Raw genomic sequence first — 24,197 nt, 5'->3', positions numbered from 1 at the left:
GGGGGAGCAAAGTGCACGGCTCACGTCGGTATGGCTGCACGCTTCAGGCATCGATACCTCACCACGTCTTTCCGGTCGAACTCGCGTGACGTCGCAGATCGACGTTGATGACTAATCGCATCGCCGGTCGTGATTCGTTACAGCCATCAGGGATGGGCCGCAAAAGCGCGGATAATGCACTCTAGGTATCACTGTGCGAGTCAAGGTTCACCCTGTTGGCAGATGCGGATCTCCTCGGTGACCTTTCTTATTTTCGCCGGGATGAGTCCTACTCGCTAGTGGAGCGCCGCCGTTCACCCCGGCGCATCCGCGCCGCCACGCCGGCCAGGTGCTCGGTATGTGGGAGTGGTCTCGGCATCATGGGTGACCTCAACCCACCCAGGGAGCCTCGCTGTGATCGTGTCCTCGGTGATGACCGACCATCCCTCTTGGCTGTCGGCAGGTGACACCACCTACCGCGCCGTCCGGTCTGGACGCTCCACCTGGGTGCTGACCTGCACGCCCAGCAGAACCGGCGAGTGCCTGGCAGAGGCTCATCTTGTGTCCGGAGAGGAGGACGCCCCGGTGCTCGACGTCGTCGACCCCGCCAGGCTGACTGGGGCCGGTGACGTGGTGGGTGTGCTGCGCGCCGCGGGCACGGTGGGGCGTTGGCGCAATCCGGACCTGTGGGACGCCCTGGCGACGTCGATCGTCCGGCAGGTGATCCGGGCGGGTCAGGCGCGCAAGCTCTACCGAGCCTTCTGCCGGGCCCACGGCGAGGCGGTCACTACGCCGCACGGACCGGCGTGGTTGTTTCCGACACCGGAAGCCGTCCTCGCACTCCCGGACGACGAGTTCACCACCCTGGGGACGGCCTTCAAACGCCGTCCCCTGAAAGCCGCCGCCGAGGCAGTGCTCGAGTTCGGCGCGAAGTGGGCCGAACTCGACCCGGCCGTGCTGCGGGATGAAGTGCAAAGCGTGCCCCGCATCGGTCCGTGGACCGCGGGCGCGACCGTCGCCGACCTCACCAACGACTACTCGCTGTACCCGTACGCCGACCTGGCGGTGCGCACCTGGGCGGACCGCCTCCCGACCGGGCGGGCCTGGCCCGAGTCCGAACCGGAGTTCGCCCGCCTATGGGTGCGGTTGGCGGGCAAGGATCTGTCCGCTTGGACGCTGCTCACCCTCGCATGGGGAGTGCGTCATGCCAGCACTTCAGGAGCTGTCGCTATCTGAGATATCCCTAGCATTGATCACCGACGCAGACCGACTTTGCTTAGTGACACAAAGCTGATGGCGCGGTCTGCCTGAAGGGGACTGGACTTCGCCGGACTGGTGTTGCGGTCGTTCCCGTTCGAGCGTCGAGGCTCGGACTGCACGCTGCGCGTCGACCTGCCGGTCGCCTCGGATGCGCCCCGGCTACGGCCGCGTACAGGCGCTTGGGATTCCTGGCGGCCGACGACGTCCGGCTGTAAGGCGCGCGGTGCTCCTTGGCCACCGTGTCGGTCGAATCCGCGCAACGGCCTGGGGCGAGGCTGGCCGTGTCGTGACCGGCGAGTCGCTGCGCTTGACGCTGACGTACGCCGAGCAGTTCCGCTTCGGCAAGGTCAGCGTCCACAACTCGCCTCCAGACGTGGTGGACGACGGGCCGCACCAGTTCGCGAACAGGCTGGACCAGCGGCTGTACACGGCGGACCCCAGACCGGAGGTCGACACCACCTCAGGGGCGCCGCGGTCGACGACGTGGAGGTGCGCAGTCGGAGCCACCGGTTGTGCACCAGGGTGTATTAGGTACCGGTGAGGAATCGGGTGTCGGTCACGGTGTCGCGGGAGGGCACCGAGGTCCGGATCGATCCCGTAGGTTAGTCGGGCACTGGCCGGTTCAGTCATTGGATTGTTCGTCCGTCGCTTCACAATCGTGAGCTTGGCGAAGAACTAAGCCGGCCATTGCCCGCTGTCACCAAGACGGTCGTCGCGATGTCATTCATTGTCCTGAGACCGACCGACTCTTAGTGGCGACGACGATTGCCATCCGGGTGTCCGGCGAGAAGTGCCCGAACGCTCCGCCCGCTTTCGATCGGGTACTCTTGGTCAACGGGCTTAGGTGTCGGGATATGAGAATCGTCTTGCATGGATCGCACAACAGGGGAATTGTTGCCCGACCGCGTTTTTCGCTCGACCTGCAGTCGAGAGCGCAGTATGCGAACCGCTTCGCGATTGTTGTCGACATCGGCTGCGGCCCGTACGGCGGTGGCTGCTGCACTGTACAGTTCTAATAAGCGCTCAATGTCGGTGGGCATTGACGTGTACACTCGCGTAGATGACGCCAATGGTTCGAAGGAAACGACTGGATGATTATCTTCGCCCGTGCGAACCCAGACGGGCACAGGGGTGCCACGTCCACGTGGAGTCATGTTGTCCCGCGAATCTTCCATTTTGACTCCAATACTGCTTCCGGCGCTTACGCAGTTATTGTAGCGAGCGTTAAGTTATGCGCTTCTTGTAGTGCATGGCGATGTCCCTTCGTAGGTACTTCGCGGGAACCATGCTGAACGTTACAGGGCCTATTAGTCTGATGGTGTGCGCTGCGGTTTTGATTAGGGTGTGGTGAAACTTCTGCGACGGAGGACTTATCGGCAAGAGTAAGAGGGTTGGCGGACGGAAGATTTTCCTTTCAGGATGCTTGCATGCTCTTCTTTCTGTATCGCGAGAGTGAGCATAAGAAGGGCTTGTTAACTGCCCGCGGCAGGCGCGGGCTGGAATTTGTGTAGGTGCTCTGCATCCTGGTACGCGCGAAGACGATGGCGGTGTCTCCGCCGCCCGACCACAACAGCACTGTGTACTTTCACGCGAGCATCCCGTCTCTCCTTCTCGGGTACCGGCGTGTCGTGTAAGTGAAGATCGGTTACGCCATCCTGCGCCAAGTGCTGTCACCGACGTCGACGGCGGCCTTGTCCCAGCGGTCCTGGAGGAATTGGAGCAGACGCGCGGTGACTTCGGGTGCGACGTGGGAGTAGGTGCGTTGGACCGGGTCTTTGAGGATGTGGCCGAGTCGGAGTGATTGGGCGATCTCGGGGATGGTGTCGGCGATCATCCAGGTCTTGTGGCTGTGTCGCAGCCCGTGGAAGGTCAGGCCGGGCTTGATCGGCTGGAGGCGTAGTACGGCGCGAGGTTGGTTGAGGTTGCCGTCGGCTGCGGGGCGTAGGGCGCGTTTGCTGAAGTTGCTGCGGCGTTGGAGTGCCCCTTCGGGGGTGGTGAAGACGTGCGGGTGGATGTGGTGGTCGAGGTGTGCCCGCAGGAGTCGGACGAGTGACGGGTTGAGGCTGATGGTGCGGGCGGAGGCGTCGGTCTTGGGTGGGCCGAGCCAGAGCCTGCCGCCGGCCGACTCGTGCAGGGCGCCGTTCTGGGGGTCGATGATGAGGAAGCCGGTGTCGTCGTCGAACAGGTGAAGGTTGTGGCGTTGCAGGCCGGTGAGTTCGCCCCAGCGGGCGCCGGTCCAGCCCGCGGTGACCACGAGCACGGCTCCGACCGGTCCGTAGAAGGCGGCGATCTGGTCGGCGATGCGCAGCACTTCGGCGGGTTGGGCCCAGACCTTCTCGGGGATGCGTGCGACGTGGTTGCGGCGTCCGCGTCGGCGGGGCCGGATGGGGTTGGCGATGATGAGCTTGTCCTCGGCGGCGTCGGTGAGGATCTGGGAGAGCAGCTTGACGAACCCGGCGACGGTGACCGGTGACAGGCGTCCGGCGCGCAGCTGCTTGGCCCATGCCTGGACCTTGAGGTTGGTGATGTCGGCCAGGGCGGTGTTGCCCCAGTGGGGCACGATGTGGTTGCGCACGATGCTGCGGTAGTTGTCCTCGGTGCGGGTGTCGACGTCGAGGGCGTCCCACCAGTCGGTGAGCCACTCCTCCACGGTCGTGCGTCCACCGGTGGGGTCGAGCCAGGTGCCGCGGCGTTGGTCGGATTCGAGGTCGTTGGCGTGGTCCTGGGCGGCTTTCTCGCTCCCGAAGCCGGGGACGGAGCCGATGGTGCCGTCGTCGCGGCGGAACCGGACGCGCCAGTGGTTGCTTCCCGACTGCTCCACCCAAGCCATGTGTGCTGCCCTTTCGTCGTCGTCGGTGTGATGGTCACGGCGTGACAGGAGGATGAACGCTCCAGTAGCCGAGCGATGCAAGCGTTGCGGCACAAGAACTTTGGTCAGTCGCGAGAGGACCTGTGGCGCCTGGCTGGCGGTCGCATGGAGCGTGCCGGGCGGGCACCGGCGTGGGCGATCGAGGCCAGGTCGTCGAGGGAGAAGCGCAGGTGCTTGCCAAGGAAGGTGCACGGGATCTCCCGGCGTCCGGCTTTGCGGCGAAGCCACGACTCGCGGACGGCCAGCAGCACCGCCGCTTCAGCGGGAGTGTGCAGCAGGCGGGAGTTATCGAGATCAGGGCGGGACACGGAGCCCTCCGGAGGCGGACGAGTGCGGTGGACACTCCAGAACTCCGAAATAAGGGCCGCCAGGGGACACGTGCCGACCGAATCGCTTGAAGGCTTCCACTGGACGGGTGACATGCCCAGGCCGGGCGACGGAGGTACCAACCTCTTACCCCAGCCAGTACCGCACCCTATAACCGCTGCTCAGGAGGTTCGAAGAAGCAGGAGTTGTTCGGTAACGGCGCTACGCGCCAACGCGGGCCAGTTTCGATGCACCGGTCAGACCGGGCACCACCCGAGCCTCCGTCTACGCATGTGTCGCCTGTAGCACGTCCGGTTGGCAGCGATACCCAGCAACGGCCGGAACACACCGCAGCGGCACCGTCAGCGGCCAACACAACACCTGGTGGACCAGTACACAGGCCATCGAGTCCTCCAAGGGCACACCGATGAGGCCCGCTGCACTCCCTCTGAACTCCGAGATCACCCCCGGGGGGAGACCTTCTCTGACTTCCCGCGCCGCAGCCCGCCCCGACGTTGCTCATGTGCTTGCCGCCAAGCGAGTCTGGGATACCAACGGAACCCCTTACAGGCCCCCTGACCTGCTCTTACATTCGCCGTAGGGGGTGGCGTTCTAACAGGAGCCCCAAGCTGATCCCCAATGTGATCCCCCGTATGAACCCCCGACGGATGTACGCAGGATCGCATCTGATGCGATCCGAAGTCGGTGTGGGATCGGTCGTGGCGATCGTCGCTGCAGAAGGTGCTCTACCTGGGCGGTAAGAGGTGTCGTGCGAGCTGCCGTCAGGACTGACGGCTCCTGGTCGACACGCACGCCGGCAGTCGACGCGACTGCCATCTAGCTGCTTGTTTGTGCCGATTATCGCATCTGATGCGAAGATGTCGCATCTGGTGCGAGCGGCGGAAGGCGGCTGGTGGGCGAGGGAGAGCGACCGACGGCGGGCGCAACGGCGCTGCAGCTGGTCGACGGGCTGGTGTTCCTGCGGCCCGAGGAACAGGTTTTCGAGGCGATGCTGACCGGGTGGGAGCGTCAGCAGTCCGCGCGGAACCTGGCCGCGTCGACGATCGCGAACCGGGGCAAGCGGGTGCGTGGTTTCGTCGAGCACGTCAACGCCTTCCCTTGGCAGTGGAGCGCGGCGATGGTCGACGAATGGTGCGCCGACCTGCGCGGGCTCAAAGGCGTGAGCCGGTCGAGCTTGCGGACCTATCAGCAGGCTCTGCGGTTGTTCTGCCACTACCTGACCGATCCCGCCTACGGGTGGGCCGGTGAATGCGAGCGGCGGTTCGGCACGCATCCGGTGCAGGTGTGCCATGAGTGGAACACCGCGGTGCACGTGCAGGACAACGAGTCCGAGCTGGCCAAACGGGCGTTCACCCTGGACGAGATCCAGGCGTTCTTCGACTACGCCGACGACGCGGTGCCGCGGGTGCGGGACTCCGGCCGCAAGGGCTGGCTGGCGGCGTTCCGCGACGCCACCCTGTTCAAGGTCGCCTACGCCTTCGGCCTGCGGCGCACCGAGACGCGGATGCTGGACACCGCCGACCTCGCGACCAATCCGCATGCCCGGGAGTTCGGCGAGTACGGGGTGTTGCACGTGCGGTTCGGCAAGGCCAAGCCCGGCAGTCCGCCCAAGCGGCGCAGCGTGCTGACCGTGTGGGACTGGTCGGCCGAGGTGCTGGACGAGTGGATCACCGAGATCCGGCCGCGCATGGCACACGCGAACAGTCCTGCGTTGTGGCCCTCGGAGCAGTCGGTGCGCATCAGCGGCGCTGCGCTCAACGCCCGCTTCGCCACCTACCGCGACGCGCTCGGTCTGGAGCCCGGCCTGGATTTCCACTCGCTGCGCCGCTCGTATGTCACGCACCTGATCGAGGCCGGCTGGGACCCGTTCTTCGTTCAACAGCAGGTCGGTCACGAACATTCGTCCACCACCTCCATCTACACCTGCGTCTCGTCGGACTTCCGCACCCGCACCCTGCGCCGCAGCCTCGACGACACCCTTGCCTCGGCACTGAAACCGACCACCGACGGCGGGAGCACCCGATGAACGCGATGAAGAGGCGAGTCGGCTACGACTGGCGGCTGCGGGACCTGATGGCCGATCACGGCATGTTCTCCACCACCGAACTCGTCCCGCTGCTGCGCGATCGTGGTGTCGAGTTGTCGGTCTCGCAGGTCCACCGGCTGGTCACCGGCACCCCGGAGCGGCTGTCACTGACGGTCCTGGCTGCGTTGTGCGACATCTTCGAGTGCAGCCCCGCCGAGCTGATCCGCACCGAGGCCGCCAACGTCACCCGTCGCACCGCCACGGGATCGGCGGGCACGGCCACACCGCCGGCCGCTGGAGCCGGGGCGGTGCGGCCCACTCGCGCTCGCATCCGTCCGCAGTGACCCCTCGAACGCGAACGCAGTGGGGCGACACACGGCTTGCCGACAGCAAGTGCGTGCGCTGCGACCGCTATTCCCAGCCCGCTGTCCGTTGGGAGGGACCGGTGTGCCGACCCTGCATCACACGCGCGACCCGGAATCGGGGCTGCTGCCCAAAGTGCGGCGACCACCGGTTGCTGCCCGGACGCGACGGCACCGGCCTTGCCATCTGCCGCGACTGCGCGGGCATCACCCGCTCGTTCCTCTGCCGCCGCTGCGGTCACGAAGGACTGCTGGTCGGCGACAAACTCTGCGAACGCTGCACCCTCACCGACCGCCTCACCACGGTGCTCGACGACGGCACCGGCCGTCCTCGCGCGGAACTGCTGCCGCTGCTGCAGAAGCTGCGCCTGACCAACACACCGCACAACGGCCTGACCTGGCTGGCCAAACCCGGCACCACCGAGCTGCTCACCGCACTGGCCACCGGCACCATCGCGATCAGCCACGACGCCCTGGCCGCCCACCCCGCCTGGCGCAAAGCCACCTACCTGCGTGAGCTGCTGATCACCTGCGGCATCCTCGCGCCGATCGACAAACAGCTCATGCTCTTCCAACGCTGGCTCACCACCCAGCTCGCCGACATCGCCGACGCCGAACACCGAGCTCTGGTGCAGCGCTTCGCCACCTGGAACGAGCTGCGGCGCCTGCGCCACAAGGCCGAGCAGGCACCGTTGACCCCGGCCACCGTCCGCGTCTCCCGCGAACGCGTCCGCCAAGCCGCCGCGCTGCTGACCTGGCTCGACAGCAGCGGCCACACCCTCACCACCTGCCCGCAAGCCGACCTGGACAGCTGGCTCGCGGCCAACCCCCAGACCCGAAAGCCCGCTACGGCGTTCCTGCGCTGGGCGGGTCAGGCAGCGGTCACGCCCCGGCGACACCTCACCAGAGCATTATTGCCCGCAGCCACCATCCAGCCACGCCGACAGCAGCACGCACTGATCAACACACTCGTCACGGCCGACGACTGGCCACTGCGCGAACGACTCATCGCGCTGCTGGCACTGCTCTACGCCCAGCCCCTCAGCCGGATCACCCGCCTGCGGCGCACCGACATCACGATCATCGGCCCCGACATCTTCATCAGGCTCGGCGACCCACCCGCCCCGCTGCCACCACCACTGGACGACATGACCCGCCAACTCCTCGAACACCGCAACACCTACCGAGGCCCGAACGCCAACACCGACTGGCTCTTCCCAGGCAAACGCCCCGACCAGCCCATCCACCCAAGAACGCTCAACAACCGCTTCTCCACACTCGGAATACCGATCCAACTCGGCCGAACCACCGCCTTGCGGGAACTCCTGCACACCACACCGAGCCCCGTGGTCGCCTCCATGCTCGGAATCCACCCCGACACCACCGCGCGCATAGCAACCGAAGAAGGCATCGCATGGAGCCGCTACGCCAGCTCCCACCACGCCCGAAACAGCTCTCGCAACGCGGAAATCCATGACAGTTGAAAACATGAGCTCACCAGTAAAGTGACCGTACGCAGACCTGATCAAGGCTCGGAGGGTGGCGGGGTGTCCCAGATGTGGACTCTCGTGCCGGCCTTGAGTGGCTTGTCGGCCGGGCCCTTGATGTGGCCGGGCACGATCCGCTCCTCGTGCTCGCAGCCACCGTTGGCGTGAAGCCTGGAGTTGAGGCAGGTGTTGCGCCGGTACGCGCGGACCGGCCACCGGCTACTCCACCGTGGCGCCTCGCGTTCGCCCGAAGCAACGTCCCGGTGACGGGCGTGGACACGAACCAACCGGACAGTACCTGCATCCTCGACGCCGGCGCGTTGATCCCGTTTGCGCCCGTGCCGAGAACGAGGAAGTTCCTCAAGTTCGCTGAGCTGAGCGCTACCGCTCTGCGTCATGAGCTGCCAGGCGGTGTAGACGACGTGCGCCCACCTCTTACCAGCCACTGACCGCGGAGGTACCAACGGCTGTCCGAACGGCAACACCGACTCCGCGAGCGGGATGAGCTGCGGTGTCCAGTAGGTCAGCCAGACACCATCGAACTCCGGGTGCAGCGGCACCGCACCGCCGGGCGTGTTCAGACTCCAGGCGATCAAGCCAGACCCGTCGTCAAGATCAAGGTGCTGTGGTGTCCAGTGCGACCAGGACACAGCCACGACTTGCTCACCGTCATCACCATCGATCGATTCGTTGAACACCATCAGACCTGCCTCGGCAGGCAACCGACGCGCGATAACCGGCTCTCGAGGCGGATGGTCCGCGGCAGCGAGCGTCAGCGCAGTCATTTCGCGATCGACCCAGTAGAGCTGCGCTTCACTCAGACGGCGCGCCTCACAACGAGCCATGAGCAGTGCGCCGGTGACAGCGCTCGCTCGCTGGATCTCCGGCGGACCGGCCAGCCGAGGCGTGACCGCGCTCTTGCCCGCGTTGAGACGGCGGATGACCTCGTGACCGCACTCCGAGGTCATCACCCGCTCACGCATCCGCAGCCGTAGGTCGGGCAACTCGGCAGGGCCGGTGATCACGATTGACCCTTGCTCGGTCGAACGACGTGGACGATCTCGAAGAGTTCGTCGAACTGTCCACGCAGCGCGGTCAGGGCACCACCGATGAACGCCGGGCCTGGCTGGAGTTCGCCTTTGATCACGCGGGTCACGGTGGAGCGGTTAACGCCCATTGCCTGCGCCAGGGCGTAGTCGGAGTGCAAGCGCGCCGAACGCGCAGCTTGCACGAACTCGAACGTACGAAGCTTGATGGTGTGCGGCATCGACGATCTACACCTGACCCTGGAGCGTCACTGAACGGGCACGTCGGGGACCGGAGGCAGCGCCTCCCTGACGAGGGAACGGCAAGATGCCCTCAGCCGCTCGCCACGCCGCATCGCAGTCCGGACAGGTGGGCCAACACCACTCACTCTTCGTCGGCGGGACAGCCGGAATGACCAGCTCCTCACCGCACAGCGTGGCAGCCTGGTCGCGAGCCACCAGGGCCGCGTCGACGGCGTGGCGTCGACCGTCATGGGGAAGCCAACGGAACGGACGCAGCGCCATCAGCGTGTGTTCCGGTCGTAGACGTCAGCCCACCGCGCGAAGACCGCTCGTGATTGCTCAACGCTCAACGCCAACCGCTTCAACTGCCGCATCTTGGCCTCATAGGCGCCGACGACGTGCGGATCGTCATGAAAGACGGTGGCCGCGTCGGTCTCGGCGTAAGCCACCGGCTTGACCGGCTCCGCGAAGGTCAACAGCCCAGCCGCCCCTCGCAGGGCAGCACCCGTCACAGCCGAGAACGGCACGAGGCGAACACTCATATGCTCCCAGCCACACATCATCGTCAGGCGCAGCATCTGGTCGCGCATGACCTCCGGACCGCCAACTACCAGCCGGATCGCGGCTTCGTGGATGTAGAGGACCGCGTCCGGTCCTCCCGGTCGTCGCAGCACGTCCTGACGCGAGAGGCGCGCCTCCACCACCTCCTTGCCGCTCAGCGAACAGGCGTACTCCTCCGTCTGTGCCAAGCTCGGGATGGTCAACGGCTCATAGACAGCGACGCTCAACGCCATCTGCTCGTGCAAGGACAGCGCCAACAATGAGTCCGGAGCACCGCCGTGCAGCCGCAAGAAGCTCCCGGTGTCAGGCTCGTTGACGACGGCCATGACCCGCTCCCGCGTCGTCTTGTCCGCACCACAGCGCCCCAACAGCGTGCCGATCTCCCACGCACTCGTGCCGCGGCTACCGGTCTCCAGCTTGCTCAACTTGCCCAACGACCAGCCCAACGCCTCGGACAACAACGCCGACGACATCCGCGCCCGATGCCGCACCCGGCGCAGTTCCTCCCCCAGCTCCCGACTACGAGCCGAGCTCAACCTGATCGGCTGCTTCTCCTCGACAACGGTCTCCATGGCTTCCCTCCGGCATAGGAACGGCTTGCCGAGCCATGAGATCGTGTGAACCGCATACACGGCAGATGACATCCGATGACATCCCGGAAAGGGTCATTCGAGTGATCCGCAACATCACCATCACAGGAACACGAGCCGTCGACATCAACGACGCCGACCGCCTGAACGCACTCTTCAACGACTACATGGCACCATTCGCCACTGCGCACTTCTACATCGGAGGCGCCGTCGGCATTGACACCGCCACACTCGACTGGCTCGCCGAGCACACCTCGGCACCTCTGACCGTCGTCGTCCCGTGCACCGTCGCTGACCAGCCAGAAGTCGCCTCGTCATCGATCGCAGCCTGGCGCACACGCAACAGACTGGTTGAAGTAGTCGAGCTGACCGCACCCACGCTCGGCACCTCGGCCTACCACGCCCGTAACCGCTACATGGTCGACCGAAGCGACTTCATCATCGGCTTTCCCCGAGGCACCGATCAGACCTCCGGTACCTGGTACACGCTCAACTATGCATCCGATCAGGGAAAGCCGCGCTTGGTGGTACCCATCTAGCGCGGAATGAATGCTGTAATGCTCCCATGACCACTGCGGAAGGTGAACTCGGGGCCGCCACCCTGCGCAGACTGCGCGAATCACGCGGCTGGTCCTGGACAGATCTGGCCCGAGTCCTACGCGACACCGCTCGCGACTTGGGCATGGCATCCCCGGGCAACCTCCCCGTCGCCAGCATCCAACGCACCGTCGCCCGCTGGGAGAGCCCGACCGACCGCACCAAGCCCGGCGACCGCTACCAGTACCTCCTCGCACGGATCTACGCGAAGACCTCAACGGGGTCCTGGGGACTCGGCACCGGTTCCGACTTCGCCGTCCTCTTGGACGCGCTCCGCCACTTCGGTACCTCGCCTCAACGCATCGACCGACTCGTCGACTCCATCACCCACGCCCGAAACGCACCCACACCCACCCCAGCACGCCCCACCGAAGACCTGGTCGACCACTTGGCCGTCACCGTCACCACTCTCAACCAACAGGTCGGCTCCATCCCATTCGTCCGGCTACAACTCCAACTCGCACCAGTCCTCAACACCTGCCGCAAACTGTTGGCGCAGTCTGGCCCCAGCACCGACCTGCTCACCACAGCCACCAACGCCTACGGCTTGGCCGCCCGCCTAGCCTTCGAAACCCGCGACGACGAAACCGCCATGGCGCTCTACCGAGACGCCGAAACCACCGCCGCACGCCTACCCGACCACAGCTACCTGGCAGCCGTGCGCACCAGCCACACCATGGTCACCCTGCACGCCACCAACAACCTCACCGCCGCCCTCACCCTGGCCCGCGCCGCCACCCACGACGCCCACCGCGGCCCCAGCCACGCCATCCGAGCCCGTGCCCACGCCGTTCACGCCGAAGTTCAAGCCCGCGTATGCAACCCCACCGCCGCAGCCACCGCCCTCGACCGAGCCTGGAAAACAGTGGAGCAGCTCTCGCCAGACGACCCCTTCGCCGCCTTCAACGCCGACCGCGTCAGCGGCTTCGAAGGCCTGTGCGCCCTCTACAGCGGCCAAGCCCAGCGCGCCGACGACCTGCTCACCCGCTCCCTGTCGAGCCTCACTGGTTCACGCGACGCAGTCCAACGAGGCATCGGCGCCACTGACCTGGCCTTGGCCCGTCTCGATCTTGGTGAAGCAACGGCCTGCGTTGCCTTCCTCCACGAGGCAGTGGACATCACCGCCAACACCGGAGGCCGAGTCCCAGCTCAACGCATCCGCCACGCACACAACCGCCTGCGCCCATGGCGCGCTGAAGCCTTCGTTGCCGAACTGGACGACCACATCCACGACACCTTGATAGGTCGGTGAGCATGGCCGCAGACGTCGACCGCTTCGCAACCCTGCGGATGGCTGCCGGAGCCCTGTTCGTCGACAACCAGGACCGGATCCTGCTGGTGCACAAGACCTACAGCAACAGTTGGGACATCCCTGGGCTACGTAGACGTCGGAGAGTCCCGGCAGCGGCCTGCCGCCGCGAACTGCGCGAGGAACTGGGCCTCGACCGCGAGCCACAGCGCCTGCTGGTGGTGGACTGGGCACCGAACGACGGCGAGGGCGACAAGGTGCTCTGGCTGTTGGAGTGCGGACCGCTCGACGACGAGCAGCGGATCAAACTAGTTGTTGCGGGTCATGACGTTGGTGACGGTGGGTCGGTCCTGAACGGGCGGACGGGTCTTCCGACGGCAGGATGAGAAGTGCGACCAACTCGTCCGCCGAGCAGAAAGACCCGTCCGTGCTCCACCGTAACGCCCCGCTGTCCGTCGAAGGCCGCCACCGCCTGCTCCAACGCTGCCGCACCCGCCCGATTGCCCACGTCGCCGCCGAGATGGGCATCTCCCGACAGTGCGCGTCGCGCTGGGTCAACCGTCACCGCCGCTATGGCGAGGCCGGACTGCTGGACCGCCCGAGCGTCCCGCACCACCAACCCACGGCCACCTCCGCCGAGATCGTGGCCCGCATCGAGCGGCTGCGCCGGAACCACAAGCACTCGGCCCGCTGCATCGCCCTGGAACTAGAAGCCGACGGCATTCCACATCTCGGTGCGCACCGTCGGGCGGCACCTGGGCCACCTCGGCCTGAACCGGCGTCGATTCCTTGATCCAACCGGCGCGAACAACCGGCGTTCCCGCCGGATCACCGCCCGGTGGCCGGGCCACATGGTGCGCCTGGACGTCAAGAAGGTCGGCGTGATCCCCGACGGGGGCGGCTGGCAGGCCCACGGCCGCGGCAGCGAGCAGGCCCGACAGGTCGAACGCGCCAAGAACAAGGGTGCCCGCGCCGGCTTGTATGAGGCCAGGACGTTGGTGACGCCGGTGCGGAGCGGTGCGGCCGGTGGTCGGTTTCCGGCGGCAGTGTGGGGCCAATGGTGGTTGTAGTGCACGTTCCACACCGTCAGGGCGTCGGTGCGTTGTTGTTCGCTAGTCCAGACCGCGCGTAGAGGAATTCCTCGCCGAGGATGCGCTGGTAGCGCTTGACCTTGCCGTTGTGGCGCGGGATATAGGGGGTGATGCGTTGGTGGAGGGAACCGCGCAGCACGGTAGCGAAGTCGTGGGCGCGGTAGCAGGAGCCGTTGTCGGTGACGACACGGTGGACGTGGGTGATGCCGTGGGCGGCGAAAAACGCCCCCGCCCGGTGGGTGAAGCCGATCGCGGTGACCGTCTTCTCCTCGGGCAGCGCCTCGGTGTAGGCCAGGCGAGAGAACCCGTCGATCGCGGAGTGCATGTAGCTGCGTTGCTTGCGGGGGCCGGCGTTCTTGGCGCGTTCGACCTGTTTGGACTGCTTATTGACCCTGCTGCGGGCCCGCCAGCCGCCGCCGAGGATGACCCCTGACCTTCTTCACGGCCGGGTGCACCATGTGGCCCGGCCAGCGGGCGACGATCCGCCGCGGCGCACGGGTGGTGGCCCCGGTCGGATCGAGGAACCGGCGGCGGTTGAGGCCCAGGTGGGCCAGGTGCCGGCCGACCGTGCACACCGACACGGTCACGCCGTCGGCGGCGAGTTGCAGGGCGATGCGGCGGGCCGACCATTTGCGGTCGTGGCGCAGCCGCTCGATCCGGACCACCACCTCGGCCGGGGTGGCGGTGGGCTGCCGACGCGGAGCGCTCGGGCGATCCAGCAGGCGGGTCTCGCCGAAGCGGCGGTGGCAGTTGATCTACATCGAGGCGCACTGCTGGGAGATGCCATCTCGGCGGCGACGTGGGCGATCGGGCGGGTGCAGCAGTGCTGGACGAGGCGGTGGCGGCCTGTCGATGGACAGCGGGGGTTACGTTGGAGCACGGACGGGCCTTCCTCCTCGGCGGATGTGTTGGTCGCAGTTCTCATCCTGCCGCCGAAAGACCCGTCCCTCGTCTCAGGCCCTGCCAGCCGTCACCAACGTCATGACCCGCAACACCTAGACGTGAGATGGAACCGTGACGGTGGTCGTGGTGGGTGCAGGCGTCTCCGGACTAACGATGGGCGTGGCACTGTTGGAAGCGGGTTCTCCATGCGGCTCTTGGTCGAGGAGCTCTCCGGACGCACGTCCCAGGACGTGCAACTGCAGCCTCAAGGCTCAGATCGCTCAGTTGGCGACCGGCAAGGTGAAGATCGACCGGCCGCCCTGGTGTCGGCGAAGCCGGCAACCGCATAGCTTGATACAAGGCGCGGGCAGGCGATGTCAGTAGCCTGGACTACGCTTTGCATCAGCCTACTCGTTAGTCAGGCTAATGTCCGGAGGGGGATTGCGTTGAAGGTTGTAAGCAACCGGGGAGGCGACCGGTTGATCGATGCTGTGCGGCCGAGTCTGCAGCCGGGAGGTCGAATGGACCTCACCTCGTCGACCTTCTCTGTGTACGCCTTCGAAGAGCTCCGTAACGAGCTGGCCAAGCTGGAAGAGGCCCGCCTCCTGCTCCCAAGCGTAGGCTCCGATTTGCATCTACTGGGCGGCGAGTATGATCGCGCAGCGCGCAACCGCCTGTCGTCCCGCTATCTGGCAGCATCATGCGCCGAGTGGCTGACACAGCGGGCTGAGGTACGTCATACGTCATCTTATTCAATTCCTCAAGGCGTCCTGGTTGCCCGAGCGTCTTCCGGTAAAGTGACTTCGCTGGCCCAGGGCTCCTTCGGCTTTGATCGCGTTGGTCTCGGTCTGACCCCCGGCAACCCATACACGTCGATTCTGCGATCCGAGAACGGGGGCGAGGCGGCTGCTCTCTCCCCGGCCCTCTTCGAGGCGATGTGGGAGAGCACCCCTGGCTCTCCTGAAACAGGCTCGCTACTGGAGCAGATGCGCGCCCTCGGGCGTTACCGGGACCCGGAGCGCATCTACCACCTCATGCTCCATCACTTGTTCAGTGTTGCTGGCGGAGAGCTGGATGAGGACACGGTCATCGACGCGAAAACCGGCATCCGTGACACCGTGGTTTGGGGAAAGCTTTACAAGTTCCAGCGTGACGGCGTTATCGGTGCCATCGATAAACTGAACCGCTACGGCGGCTGTATCGTCGCGGACAGCGTCGGTCTAGGAAAAACCTTCGAGGCGCTAGCCGTGATAAAGTACCACGAGCTTCGTAACGATCGTGTCCTGGTGCTTTGTCCGAAGCGGCTACGGGACAACTGGACGACGTACACGGCGAATGACCGCCGAAACCTCTTCGCCTCGGACCGCTTCAACTACGATGTGCTTAACCACACTGATCTATCCCGTGAGTCCGGAAGGTCGGGTGACATCGACCTAGCGCACATTAACTGGGGTAACTATGACTTGGTTGTCATCGACGAGTCACACAACTTCCGTAACGCTAACTCTCCGAAGCAGAGCGGCGAGACGCGCTATGACCGCTTGATGCGCCAGATCGTTCAGGAGGGGGTGAAGACCCGTGTCCTGATGCTCTCCGCGACCCCAGTCAACAACCGGCTCGCGGACCTGCGCAACCAGATCGCCTTCGCTACTGAAGGTGACGACACGGCTTTGGCGTCGTATGGCATCGCCAGCATCGCCGAGACTGTCCGCTCCGCGCAGCGCCAGTTCAATCGGTGGCAGGAACTTGGCCCAGAGCAACGCACGGCGGCGCAGCTCGTGGACATGCTGGGCTTCGACTACTTTGCTCTACTCGATATGCTCACCATTGCTCGCTCGCGCAAGCACATCGAGAAGTACTACGGCACCGCCGAGACGGGCTCATTCCCCGAGCGCCTTGCACCGCTCAACGTAAAATCGGAGATCGACACGCGAGGCGACTTCGGCGCCATCGGCGAACTCAATGACCAAATTCGCAAGCTCAATTTGGCCGCTTACTCGCCTATGCACTACCTGCGACCCGACAAGCGGGCCGAGTACGCGGACAAGTACGCCACCCGTCTGAAGAGCGGCAAGGGTAGCTTCCAGCAGGCCGATCGAGAGCAGAGCCTGGTTAACCTGATGAGGGTGAACATCCTCAAGCGGTTGGAGAGCTCCGTCCACTCCTTCCGGCTGACGGTGAGCCGGCAGATGGAGCGCGTTGACGCGCACCTGAGTGCGATCGACCGCCACGAGACCTATTACCGCCCAGACTCCCTCGACGAGGAGGAATACGACGACGTCCGCTCGGATGAGCTGGCGATCGGTGGCGGCAAGATCAATGTTCTTATCGCCGACATGGACTTGATCCGCTGGCGCCAAGACCTTTTGGAGGACCGCGAACGCCTCACCGCGATGCTGTACCGGGCCGAGCAGGTGACCCCGGAGCGTGACGCGAAATTGGACCGCCTTAAGCAGCTGATCGCGGACAAGGTTCGCAATCCCGTAAACCCGGGAAATCGCAAGGCCATGGTTTTCACCGCCTTCGCGGACACCGCCGCCTATCTGTATGAAGAAATCGCCGAATGGGCTAGAGTCGAACTCGGCGTCGCGACTGGCTTGGTGACGGGCACCGGGAGTAACCGCACCACACTCAAGCTGCGCCGCGATCTTTCCGGAATCCTCTCTGCGTTCTCCCCGCGTTCGAAGCAGCGCCCGGCCGACCTTGCAGGAGAAGGCGAGCTCGATCTGCTCATTGCCACAGACTGCATCTCCGAGGGGCAGAATCTGCAGGACTGCGACTGGCTTGCGAACTACGACATCCATTGGAACCCGGTGCGCATCATTCAGCGCTTTGGCCGCATCGACCGTCTCGGTTCGCGCAACGCTTGCATTCAGCTCGTCAACTTCTGGCCGCAGATGGACCTGGAGGAATACATCGGCCTCGAGCAACGAGTGACAGGACGCATGGTGCTCCTCGATATCTCCGCCACCGGGGAAGAGAACCTCATCGAAACCAGCGCTGGCGACCCGATGAACGATCTCGAGTACCGGCGCGCACAACTTCTCAAGCTCCAGGACTCAGTCCTCGACCTCGAGGACCTGTCGACCGGTGTGTCCATCGCCGACCTCACTCTCACCGATCTGCGCATCGACCTCGCCGACTACGCCAAGCGGTATCCCGGCGAGCTGGATGTGGAACCACTCGGGGTGCACGCGGTCGTGGACAGCGATGGCGATACCCCGCGCGGACTGATCTTCTGCCTACGTGCCGAAGGCCAGGCGGCTGATCGGGCGGTGCAGGCTGGCGACCCCCTTGCCCCTCACTACCTCATCCATGTCGGAGAGGAGGGCGTGGTGCAACTCAGCCACACCCAGGCTAAGCGCATCCTTGACCGGGTGCGCAAGGTCAGTGCCAAGCAGAGTCAAGTCGACCCGGAGCTCACCGCGATATTCGATGCCCGGACCCGGCGCGGTGCCGACATGGGAGCGGCCCGTAAGGCCCTTGCTGCTGCTGTACGTTCTATCACTGGTAAGGAGGAGGAACGCGCTATCGCCGGTCTATTCAGCCTGGACGGCACTCAGGCTGCTGCGACAGGAGGATTCGCCGGGATCAATGACTTCGAAGTGCTCGCCTTTCTTGTCGTTTTGCCTCGTGTCGGTGCCGAGCCTGTCGGATCCGCTGCACACCACGGCCAGGAAGTCCAGCAATGACCCCGGACGACGTGGTCGAGGCGCTTCGGCTGCCTGCGGATTGTGCCGTGGATGTGCGAGTACCTAAGACGCAGCTGCAAGCGCACTCCGGCTTCAGTGCCGGTGATCGGCGGTTGCTTCAGGAAGGCATCGATACCCTGAGCTGGGCCGCCGCGATACGCCCTGATGCCGTCGGAATCCCTGCCTACACGGCTTCGGACGGCAGCCGGCGCGTTCCGGAACTCCACGTCATGTCTCTCCGAGCCCGGACCGGAACCAAGCTCACCCGCTTGGAACAGCTTCTCCATCGAGCCGTGCCATATCCGATCCTCCTCGTCAGCGAGCAGGAGTCCGGCCCGCGCGTATCGGTTGCCCTGAAGCGCATGTCACACGCGCGCAAGGGCGCTGTCGCACTGGACAGCCCGCCTGTAACCGCTTCCCTTGGAGAGGTCCCCGCGGCTGTGGCCGATGCTTTCCTGAGCGCTCTGCAGCTCGACCGGCAACCGCGCAGCGACCTCAACACTGTGTACGAGGGATGGCTGATCTGTACGGTTGCCTTGCGTGTCGCTGCGGTGATAGGAGAGTTTGCGCTCGCGGGAACCTTGGATGCGGCACAGACCCAGCTCACGGCCCTGACGGAGAGCAGTCGACTCAGGACAGAGATCAACAAGTTAGCCGCCCAGATCAAAAAGGAGAAGCAAATACCACGAAAGATCGAGCTACAGGACCAGATCAAGGCGAAGAGGGTCGCCTTGTCGGTGGCGCACGACACGTTGCACTTGACATAGCAACGCAGCAAGTACGAAGAACACGGCCAAAGAAGAGGCACTGGGCGAGTAGGACGGTGCCGCACTGAAGCAGGGGAAGATCAGAGTGACGATGCACACGGTTGAGCCAGAGGACCCGGAGACCCACTCCAAGGACCTCGTGGCAGAGAATCTCAAACAGCTCCGGAAGGTCTTCCCGTCTGCTTTCACGGAGGGCAAGGTTGACTTTGACGCGCTGCGCGAGCTGCTTGGCGACGCCGTCGATGATGGCGACGAGAAGTTCGGGCTGACCTGGTTCGGGAAGCGCAACGCCCGGCGTATCGCCCTCAACCCAAGCACAGCGACCCTCTTGCCACGCCCGGATGAATCTTTGAGTTGGGACAGCACCCAGAATGTCATGATCGAGGGTGATAATCTTGAGGTCCTGAAGCTCCTGCAAAAGAGTTACGCAAACCAGGTCAAGCTCATCATCATTGATCCGCCATACAACACCGGCAAAGATTTTATCTACCCGGATAGCTTTCAGGACAGCATTCAGAATTACCTTGATCTCACTGGCCAGATTGGCGCGGATGGAACACGGCTGAGCAGTAACTCCGAGACCTCTGGGCGCTATCACAGCGCCTGGCTGGACATGATGTATCCCCGACTCTTTCTCGCTCGACAGCTGCTAAGTGAAGACGGAGCAATATTCATCTTTATTGATTCCACCGAGGTGGCTAATCTTCGCCTTATATGCGATGAAATCTTCGGCGGTGATTGCTTTATCATCGACCTCATCTGGCGGAAGCGTGATGGCGCCCCCAACGATCGAACTGTTGGCTCCGTGCACGATCACATCTTGGTGTACGGGAAAGCGCTGGTTCCCAATTCGACACGAACGCTAGCCGAAGAGCGTTTCAACCTCATGCCGCGCACAGCCAAGGCAGACGCGCAGTACCAGGTTTTTCGTGAGCCAGGTGGCCCGGATCCGCGAGGCGCCTTCCGTAAGATTGATACGACGGCTAACGCCAAAGGTGGGCGTGATGTTGCCTCGCTTCACTATGGCCTAACTAACCCGCATACTGGGGAGGTGGTCTACCCTCGCGAAGGCACTTGTTGGCGCCATTCGCAGGAAGAAATGAAACGACTGCAGGCCGATGGGCGACTTTATTGGGGTGTTAATGGCACGGCAACGACCCCCATGCGGAAACTGTACCGCTCCGAGGCTAAAGATGGTATGACAACCCCTTCAATTCTACCGGATATGCCCTTCAATCAGCATGCTGCCCGCGAGTTGGAGGTGCTGTTTGGGAGAAAATCCATCTTTGATACGCCCAAGCCTGTGGATCTACTGCGTCTATTGATCCGCATCGGCAGCAATCCGGGAGATATCGTAATGGATTTCTTTGCCGGGTCTGGATCAACGGGTGAAGCGGTACTGAAGTCCAACTGCGAAGGTTCTGGGAATCGCCGTTTTATTCTTACTCAGCTTCCGGAGCCGACGGGTTTTAGTGACTTCCCCACGATTGCGGATATCACTCGTGCTCGTTTGCGGTCATCCTCTCAAACGGCCGTCAGCACTTCGAGTGCGGCGGATACCGGTTTTCGGTCGTTCTCGCTGAGTGTAGGAAATATTGTTCGTTGGGATACTTCCCGGAAAGATTTTGAACAGCAAGCGTTCGAGCAGATCGACAACATCCGCGAAGATCGTGCGGAACAGGACGTTCTTTTCGAATTGTTGCTGAGTCAAGGGCTTGATCTCGCTTCGTCCGTGGACTCCCGCATCTTTGCCGGTAGTCAAGTATTCGCGACTGGCGGGGGTCTACTCTTCGCCTGTCTTCCTCCCACTGGTTCAATTAATGCAGGTAATTCCGAAGAAATTGCCAAGGGTATCGTTGCTTGGCGTGATGAGCTCCAACCTGAGGCAGATGTGACTGTCTTCCTTAAGGATGCCGCCTTCGCCGACGACATTGCCAAGGCGAACCTTGTGGCAATCCTCGAGCAGCAAGAGACCTCTTTCGTCGTGAAGAGTCTGTGAGCCGAGAGGGCAGGATGAAAAGGCCTAAGCTTCATTTCGATTCTGAGCTGCCACATCAGAAGGCGGCCGTGGATGCCGTGTGCGATCTATTTCACGGGCAGGAGAGTGGACACAGTCTTTTCACTGTCAGTGGAGACAACGACGACCTGTTCACGCCCGCAGCTGGCGTCGGCAACCGGCTGCGAATTCTTCCTGATCAGTTGCATGCGAACCTGAACGAGATTCAGGAGCGCAATGGTCTGCCGCTCTCCTCGCTGTCCAACCTGGTGGACGAGCGCGACCTGAACTTCACGATCGAGATGGAGACCGGCACCGGCAAGACGTATGTCTACCTGCGCACAGTGTACGAGCTGAACAAGCGTTATGGCTTCACCAAGTTCATTGTTGTCGTGCCGTCGGTGGCGATCAGAGAGGGTGTCTACAAGTCGCTGCAGATCATGGAGGACCACTTCAAGGCCCTTTACAACGGCACCCCACTGCACTACTTCCCCTATGACTCGGCGCAGCTGATTCAGGTGAGAAACTTCGCCTATAGCTCCAGCATCGAGCTGATGATCGTGACAGCCGCTGCAATCAACAAGCAGACGACCGCGAAGATCTATCAGCCAAGTGAGCGGACCGGCGGCGAGGCACCAATCGAGCTGATCAAGCAGGTGCGGCCGATCCTCATCGTGGATGAGCCTCAGAGCGTAGACGGCGGTCCTCAGGGCCGGGGTCGGCAGGCGCTGCGCGCGATGGACCCGCTGTTCAGCCTGCGCTACTCGGCGACGCATGTCGACGTGTTCAACATGGTCTACAAGTTGGACGCCATTGATGCCTACCAGGCAGGACTGGTGAAGCAGATTGAGGTGGCCAGCGGTACTGTAGAGGACGCGCATGGCCGCCCCTACGTCCGCCTAGAGAACGTCAGCACGCGCAAAGACGACTACTCGGCGACCGTGGAAGTCGACGTGATGAGGTCTGGGCGCGTCGTGCGCCGGACCGAGCGAGTCAACCCTGGAAGCGACCTTGAAGCGATCACCGGCAACCGTGTTTATGAGGGTTTGTTGGTCGGCGATGTTACAAAGAGCCGTGGCAAGAGTGAGCCGGGATTCATCCAAATCCATGGTGGCGGAATCGACGAGTACCTCAGGGAAGGCGAGGCTTACGGCGACATTCCGGTGCTCGAGCGCGCACGGCATCTGATCAGCAAGACCATCCGGGTACACCTTGATCGGGAACTGGAGCTTCGCTCCAGGGACATCAAGGTGCTGAGCTTGTTCTTCATCGATCGGGTGGACCGCTACCGCGCCGAGGACCCAGATGGCACCCCAGTCCCGGGTGAGTACGCGAAGATTTTCGAAGAGGAGTACGCGCGGCTTCAGCGTAACCCCCGCTACTCGACCCTTTTCAGTGGGGTGGATCTCGACTCCGAGCCGAGCGCCGTCCACGAGGGCTATTTCGCTCGCGACGCCAAGGGAAAGCCAAAGGATATCAAGGAGGGAGCGGCCCAGGACGGTGCGGATGCCGAGCGTGCGTATGACCTGATCATGAGAGACAAGGAGCGCCTGCTCAGCCTTGATGAGCCGGTCAAGTTCATCTTTTCCCACTCGGCACTCCGAGAGGGCTGGGACAACCCGAACGTTTTCCAGATTTGCAGCCTGCGCGAGATGGGCACCGAGCGGCAGCGTCGACAGACCATCGGTCGCGGTCTACGTCTCGCTGTGAATCAGGAGGGTCAGAGGCTCCACGGCTTCGACGTAAACACCCTTACGGTCGTGGCGACTGAGAGCCTGGAGCAGTTCGCCACCTCTCTGCAGACTGAGTACGAGCAGGACGCCAAAGTCAGCTTCGGTCGAATCGAGCCGCATCAGTTCTCCAACCTCCTCCTTCCCGATGGTGACGGGAAGCGCCTGGGCAGCGAGGGCTCGCTGAGACTCTTCGCTGCTTTGCAGGAAGCCGGCTACATCCAGAGCAACGGCAAGATCGACGCGCAACTGCTCCAGCAAGCTCTCGCAGAGGAAACGTTTACGCTGCCTGAAGAGTTCGTCGGCCTAGAGACTGCAGTAGTGGAACGGCTCCAGCAGCGCGCCAAGGGCGTCACCATCAATGATCGGGACGAACGACGCACGGTTAAGGTCCGCAAGCAGGTCTTCGAGAACCCGCAGTTCCGCGAACTGTGGAACCGCATCAAGCAAAGGACCACCTACCGGGTGGACTTCGATACGGAGAAGCTGATCGCGGACGCAGCGAGGGCTCTAAAGGAGGCCCGTCAAATTCTGCCTGCTCGCATGATGTGGACATCAACGAGGTTGGCCATAAGCGAGCGTGGCATCGAAACCGGCGCTGCGGCAACCTCGGCCCCGCAGCTGGTCGATCAGGGAAGGATCCCGCTGCCAGATATCCTAGGCGAACTGGCTGGGCAGACCAAGCTGACCCGACGCACCATTCATCGGATCCTCTCTGAGAGTGGCCGCTTCCGGGATTTTCAGCGTAACCCGCAGGAGTTTATGTCTCTCGCAGCCGAGAAGATTACTGAGGCTCGGCGTGCGGCGCTTGTCGACGGCATTAAGTACGTCAAGCTCGGGGAGAGCGACGTCTACGCCCAGGAGCTTTTCCTCACCGAGGAGTTGCACGGCTATCTCGGCAAGAACTTGACGCCTGCGGCGAAGAGCGTCTACGAGGAAGTCCGTTACGACTCCGAGACCGAGCGGAAGTTCGTCGAGGATCTGGAGGCGGCAAGCGACGTTGAGGTGTACGCGAAGCTCCCGTCCTGGTTCAAAGTCCCGACGCCGCTCGGCACATACAATCCGGACTGGGCTATCGTGCGTTGCCTACCTGGCGGCGAGCAGCGCCTTTACCTGGTGATCGAGACCAAGGGTACCCAGCAGGACAGCCTTCTCCGTCCTGAGGAGCTGGGAAAGATTAAGTGTGGGGGCAAACACTTCAAGGCCCTCGGCGCGAATGTCATCTTCGAGCAGGCGGATGCCTGGAGCCACGTAACATTCATCCCAGCATGAGAGATGCCCTGTGTGGAGACGTCAGTCTGTCCCCACGCAGGGCATATCAGTTTCTGGCTCAATGACGTGATCTCGCTGAGGTTGATCCGGTGCTGAGGTGTGGCAGCTTTCGCGGGATTCGTTCGGACAGGAACCCGGACCAGCGCTGGAACCCGGAGAAAGAGGGCCCGGGTCTTATAGAGCTGAATTTAC

At 63.6% G+C, this 24,197-nt stretch carries 16 protein-coding genes and 2 pseudogenes; 12 read left to right on the top strand and 6 right to left on the bottom strand.

The window, feature by feature from the left end:
* Positions 1-393 precede the first annotated feature (393 nt).
* Positions 394-1,215 (top strand): DNA glycosylase family protein, encoded by an 822-nt coding sequence (locus AB0I91_RS27700; protein ID WP_499639556.1) that lies wholly within the window; start codon positions 394-396, stop codon positions 1,213-1,215.
* Between the two features lie 1,669 nt (positions 1,216-2,884).
* Here the strand turns inward: AB0I91_RS27700 and AB0I91_RS27695 are convergent.
* Positions 2,885-4,069: a tyrosine-type recombinase/integrase gene (locus AB0I91_RS27695; protein ID WP_499639554.1), complete on the bottom strand. Its 1,185-nt coding sequence runs from the start codon at positions 4,067-4,069 to the stop codon at positions 2,885-2,887.
* A gap of 1,258 nt (positions 4,070-5,327) precedes the next feature.
* Here AB0I91_RS27695 and AB0I91_RS27690 point away from each other — a divergent pair.
* From AB0I91_RS27690 to AB0I91_RS27680, 3 genes are all read left to right on the top strand, one after another.
* Positions 5,328-6,461, top strand: a complete 1,134-nt coding sequence (locus AB0I91_RS27690) for a tyrosine-type recombinase/integrase (protein WP_499639552.1) — start codon at positions 5,328-5,330, stop codon at positions 6,459-6,461.
* Positions 6,462-6,466: 5 nt separating this feature from the next.
* Positions 6,467-6,805 (top strand): helix-turn-helix domain-containing protein, encoded by a 339-nt coding sequence (locus tag AB0I91_RS27685; RefSeq protein WP_499639550.1) that lies wholly within the window; start codon positions 6,467-6,469, stop codon positions 6,803-6,805.
* A gap of 170 nt (positions 6,806-6,975) precedes the next feature.
* Positions 6,976-8,307: a hypothetical protein gene (locus AB0I91_RS27680; protein WP_499639548.1), complete on the top strand. Its 1,332-nt coding sequence runs from the start codon at positions 6,976-6,978 to the stop codon at positions 8,305-8,307.
* Positions 8,308-8,348: 41 nt separating this feature from the next.
* Here AB0I91_RS27680 and AB0I91_RS27675 read toward each other — a convergent pair whose 3' ends face one another.
* Genes AB0I91_RS27675 through AB0I91_RS27660 form a run of 4 tightly spaced genes read right to left on the bottom strand, consistent with a single transcriptional unit; the run spans position 8,349 to position 10,711 of the window.
* A complete protein-coding gene (locus AB0I91_RS27675; protein ID WP_499639546.1) occupies positions 8,349-9,335 on the bottom strand; it encodes a hypothetical protein in 987 nt (328 codons plus the stop codon).
* Positions 9,332-9,577: a helix-turn-helix domain-containing protein gene (locus AB0I91_RS27670; protein ID WP_499639544.1), complete on the bottom strand. Its 246-nt coding sequence runs from the start codon at positions 9,575-9,577 to the stop codon at positions 9,332-9,334. Before AB0I91_RS27670 ends, AB0I91_RS27675 begins: the two co-directional genes overlap by 4 nt.
* Positions 9,578-9,584: 7 nt before the next feature.
* Complete coding sequence (locus AB0I91_RS27665; RefSeq protein ID WP_499639542.1) at positions 9,585-9,860, bottom strand: HC3 family zinc finger protein; 276 nt, start codon at positions 9,858-9,860, stop codon at positions 9,585-9,587.
* On the bottom strand, positions 9,860-10,711 hold the full coding sequence (locus AB0I91_RS27660) for a helix-turn-helix domain-containing protein (protein WP_499639540.1): 852 nt from the start codon (positions 10,709-10,711) through the stop codon (positions 9,860-9,862). The genes AB0I91_RS27665 and AB0I91_RS27660 overlap by 1 nt, the downstream gene beginning before the upstream one ends.
* Before the next feature lie 101 nt (positions 10,712-10,812).
* On the opposite strand from AB0I91_RS27660, the gene AB0I91_RS27655 reads away from it, so the two are divergent.
* The 4 genes and pseudogenes from AB0I91_RS27655 to AB0I91_RS27640 form a co-directional block, all read left to right on the top strand.
* On the top strand, positions 10,813-11,268 hold the full coding sequence (locus AB0I91_RS27655; protein ID WP_499639538.1) for a hypothetical protein: 456 nt from the start codon (positions 10,813-10,815) through the stop codon (positions 11,266-11,268).
* A 26-nt stretch (positions 11,269-11,294) separates the two neighbouring features.
* Complete coding sequence (locus tag AB0I91_RS27650; RefSeq protein ID WP_499639536.1) at positions 11,295-12,578, top strand: NsdA family TPR-like regulatory protein; 1,284 nt, start codon at positions 11,295-11,297, stop codon at positions 12,576-12,578.
* A 2-nt stretch (positions 12,579-12,580) separates the two neighbouring features.
* On the top strand, positions 12,581-12,961 hold the full coding sequence (locus tag AB0I91_RS27645; RefSeq protein ID WP_499639534.1) for an NUDIX domain-containing protein: 381 nt from the start codon (positions 12,581-12,583) through the stop codon (positions 12,959-12,961).
* A gap of 41 nt (positions 12,962-13,002) precedes the next feature.
* Positions 13,003-13,552, top strand: a pseudogene (locus AB0I91_RS27640) (helix-turn-helix domain-containing protein); the annotation flags it as partial.
* Between the two features lie 2 nt (positions 13,553-13,554).
* Here the strand turns inward: AB0I91_RS27640 and AB0I91_RS27635 are convergent.
* Positions 13,555-14,546, bottom strand: a pseudogene (locus tag AB0I91_RS27635) (integrase core domain-containing protein); the annotation flags it as partial.
* Positions 14,547-15,069: 523 nt separating this feature from the next.
* Here AB0I91_RS27635 and AB0I91_RS27630 point away from each other — a divergent pair.
* The 4 genes from AB0I91_RS27630 (at position 15,070) to AB0I91_RS27615 (ending at position 24,005) form a co-directional block, all read left to right on the top strand.
* Entirely contained in the window at positions 15,070-18,240 is a 3,171-nt protein-coding gene (locus tag AB0I91_RS27630) for a helicase-related protein (RefSeq protein ID WP_499639532.1), read from the top strand.
* Positions 18,237-19,007 (top strand): DUF4391 domain-containing protein, encoded by a 771-nt coding sequence (locus tag AB0I91_RS27625; protein ID WP_499639530.1) that lies wholly within the window; start codon positions 18,237-18,239, stop codon positions 19,005-19,007. Before AB0I91_RS27630 ends, AB0I91_RS27625 begins: the two co-directional genes overlap by 4 nt.
* Positions 19,008-19,146: 139 nt before the next feature.
* A complete protein-coding gene (locus AB0I91_RS27620; RefSeq protein ID WP_499639528.1) occupies positions 19,147-21,006 on the top strand; it encodes a site-specific DNA-methyltransferase in 1,860 nt (619 codons plus the stop codon).
* Positions 21,007-21,074: 68 nt separating this feature from the next.
* A complete protein-coding gene (locus AB0I91_RS27615) occupies positions 21,075-24,005 on the top strand; it encodes a restriction endonuclease (protein ID WP_499639526.1) in 2,931 nt (976 codons plus the stop codon).
* Positions 24,006-24,197 lie beyond the last annotated feature (192 nt).

The organism is Actinosynnema sp. NPDC049800, from assembly GCF_040656635.1.
GTDB lineage: Bacteria > Actinomycetota > Actinomycetes > Mycobacteriales > Pseudonocardiaceae > Actinosynnema.
This window is presented reverse-complemented; position numbering and strand designations above follow the sequence as displayed.

What these genes read in the sequence shown, in the direction of transcription:
- AB0I91_RS27695 (WP_499639554.1), bottom strand. Translation starts at nt 4,069, where the DNA reads ATGGCTTGGGTGGAGCAGTCGGGAAGCAACCACTGGCGCGTCCGGTTC.
- AB0I91_RS27685 (WP_499639550.1), top strand. Translation starts at nt 6,467, where the DNA reads ATGAAGAGGCGAGTCGGCTACGACTGGCGGCTGCGGGACCTGATGGCC.
- AB0I91_RS27670 (WP_499639544.1), bottom strand. Translation starts at nt 9,577, where the DNA reads ATGCCGCACACCATCAAGCTTCGTACGTTCGAGTTCGTGCAAGCTGCG.
- AB0I91_RS27665 (WP_499639542.1), bottom strand. Translation starts at nt 9,860, where the DNA reads ATGGCGCTGCGTCCGTTCCGTTGGCTTCCCCATGACGGTCGACGCCAC.
- AB0I91_RS27660 (WP_499639540.1), bottom strand. Translation starts at nt 10,711, where the DNA reads ATGGAGACCGTTGTCGAGGAGAAGCAGCCGATCAGGTTGAGCTCGGCT.
- AB0I91_RS27650 (WP_499639536.1), top strand. Translation starts at nt 11,295, where the DNA reads ATGACCACTGCGGAAGGTGAACTCGGGGCCGCCACCCTGCGCAGACTG.
- AB0I91_RS27645 (WP_499639534.1), top strand. Translation starts at nt 12,581, where the DNA reads ATGGCCGCAGACGTCGACCGCTTCGCAACCCTGCGGATGGCTGCCGGA.
- AB0I91_RS27630 (WP_499639532.1), top strand. Translation starts at nt 15,070, where the DNA reads ATGGACCTCACCTCGTCGACCTTCTCTGTGTACGCCTTCGAAGAGCTC.
- AB0I91_RS27625 (WP_499639530.1), top strand. Translation starts at nt 18,237, where the DNA reads ATGACCCCGGACGACGTGGTCGAGGCGCTTCGGCTGCCTGCGGATTGT.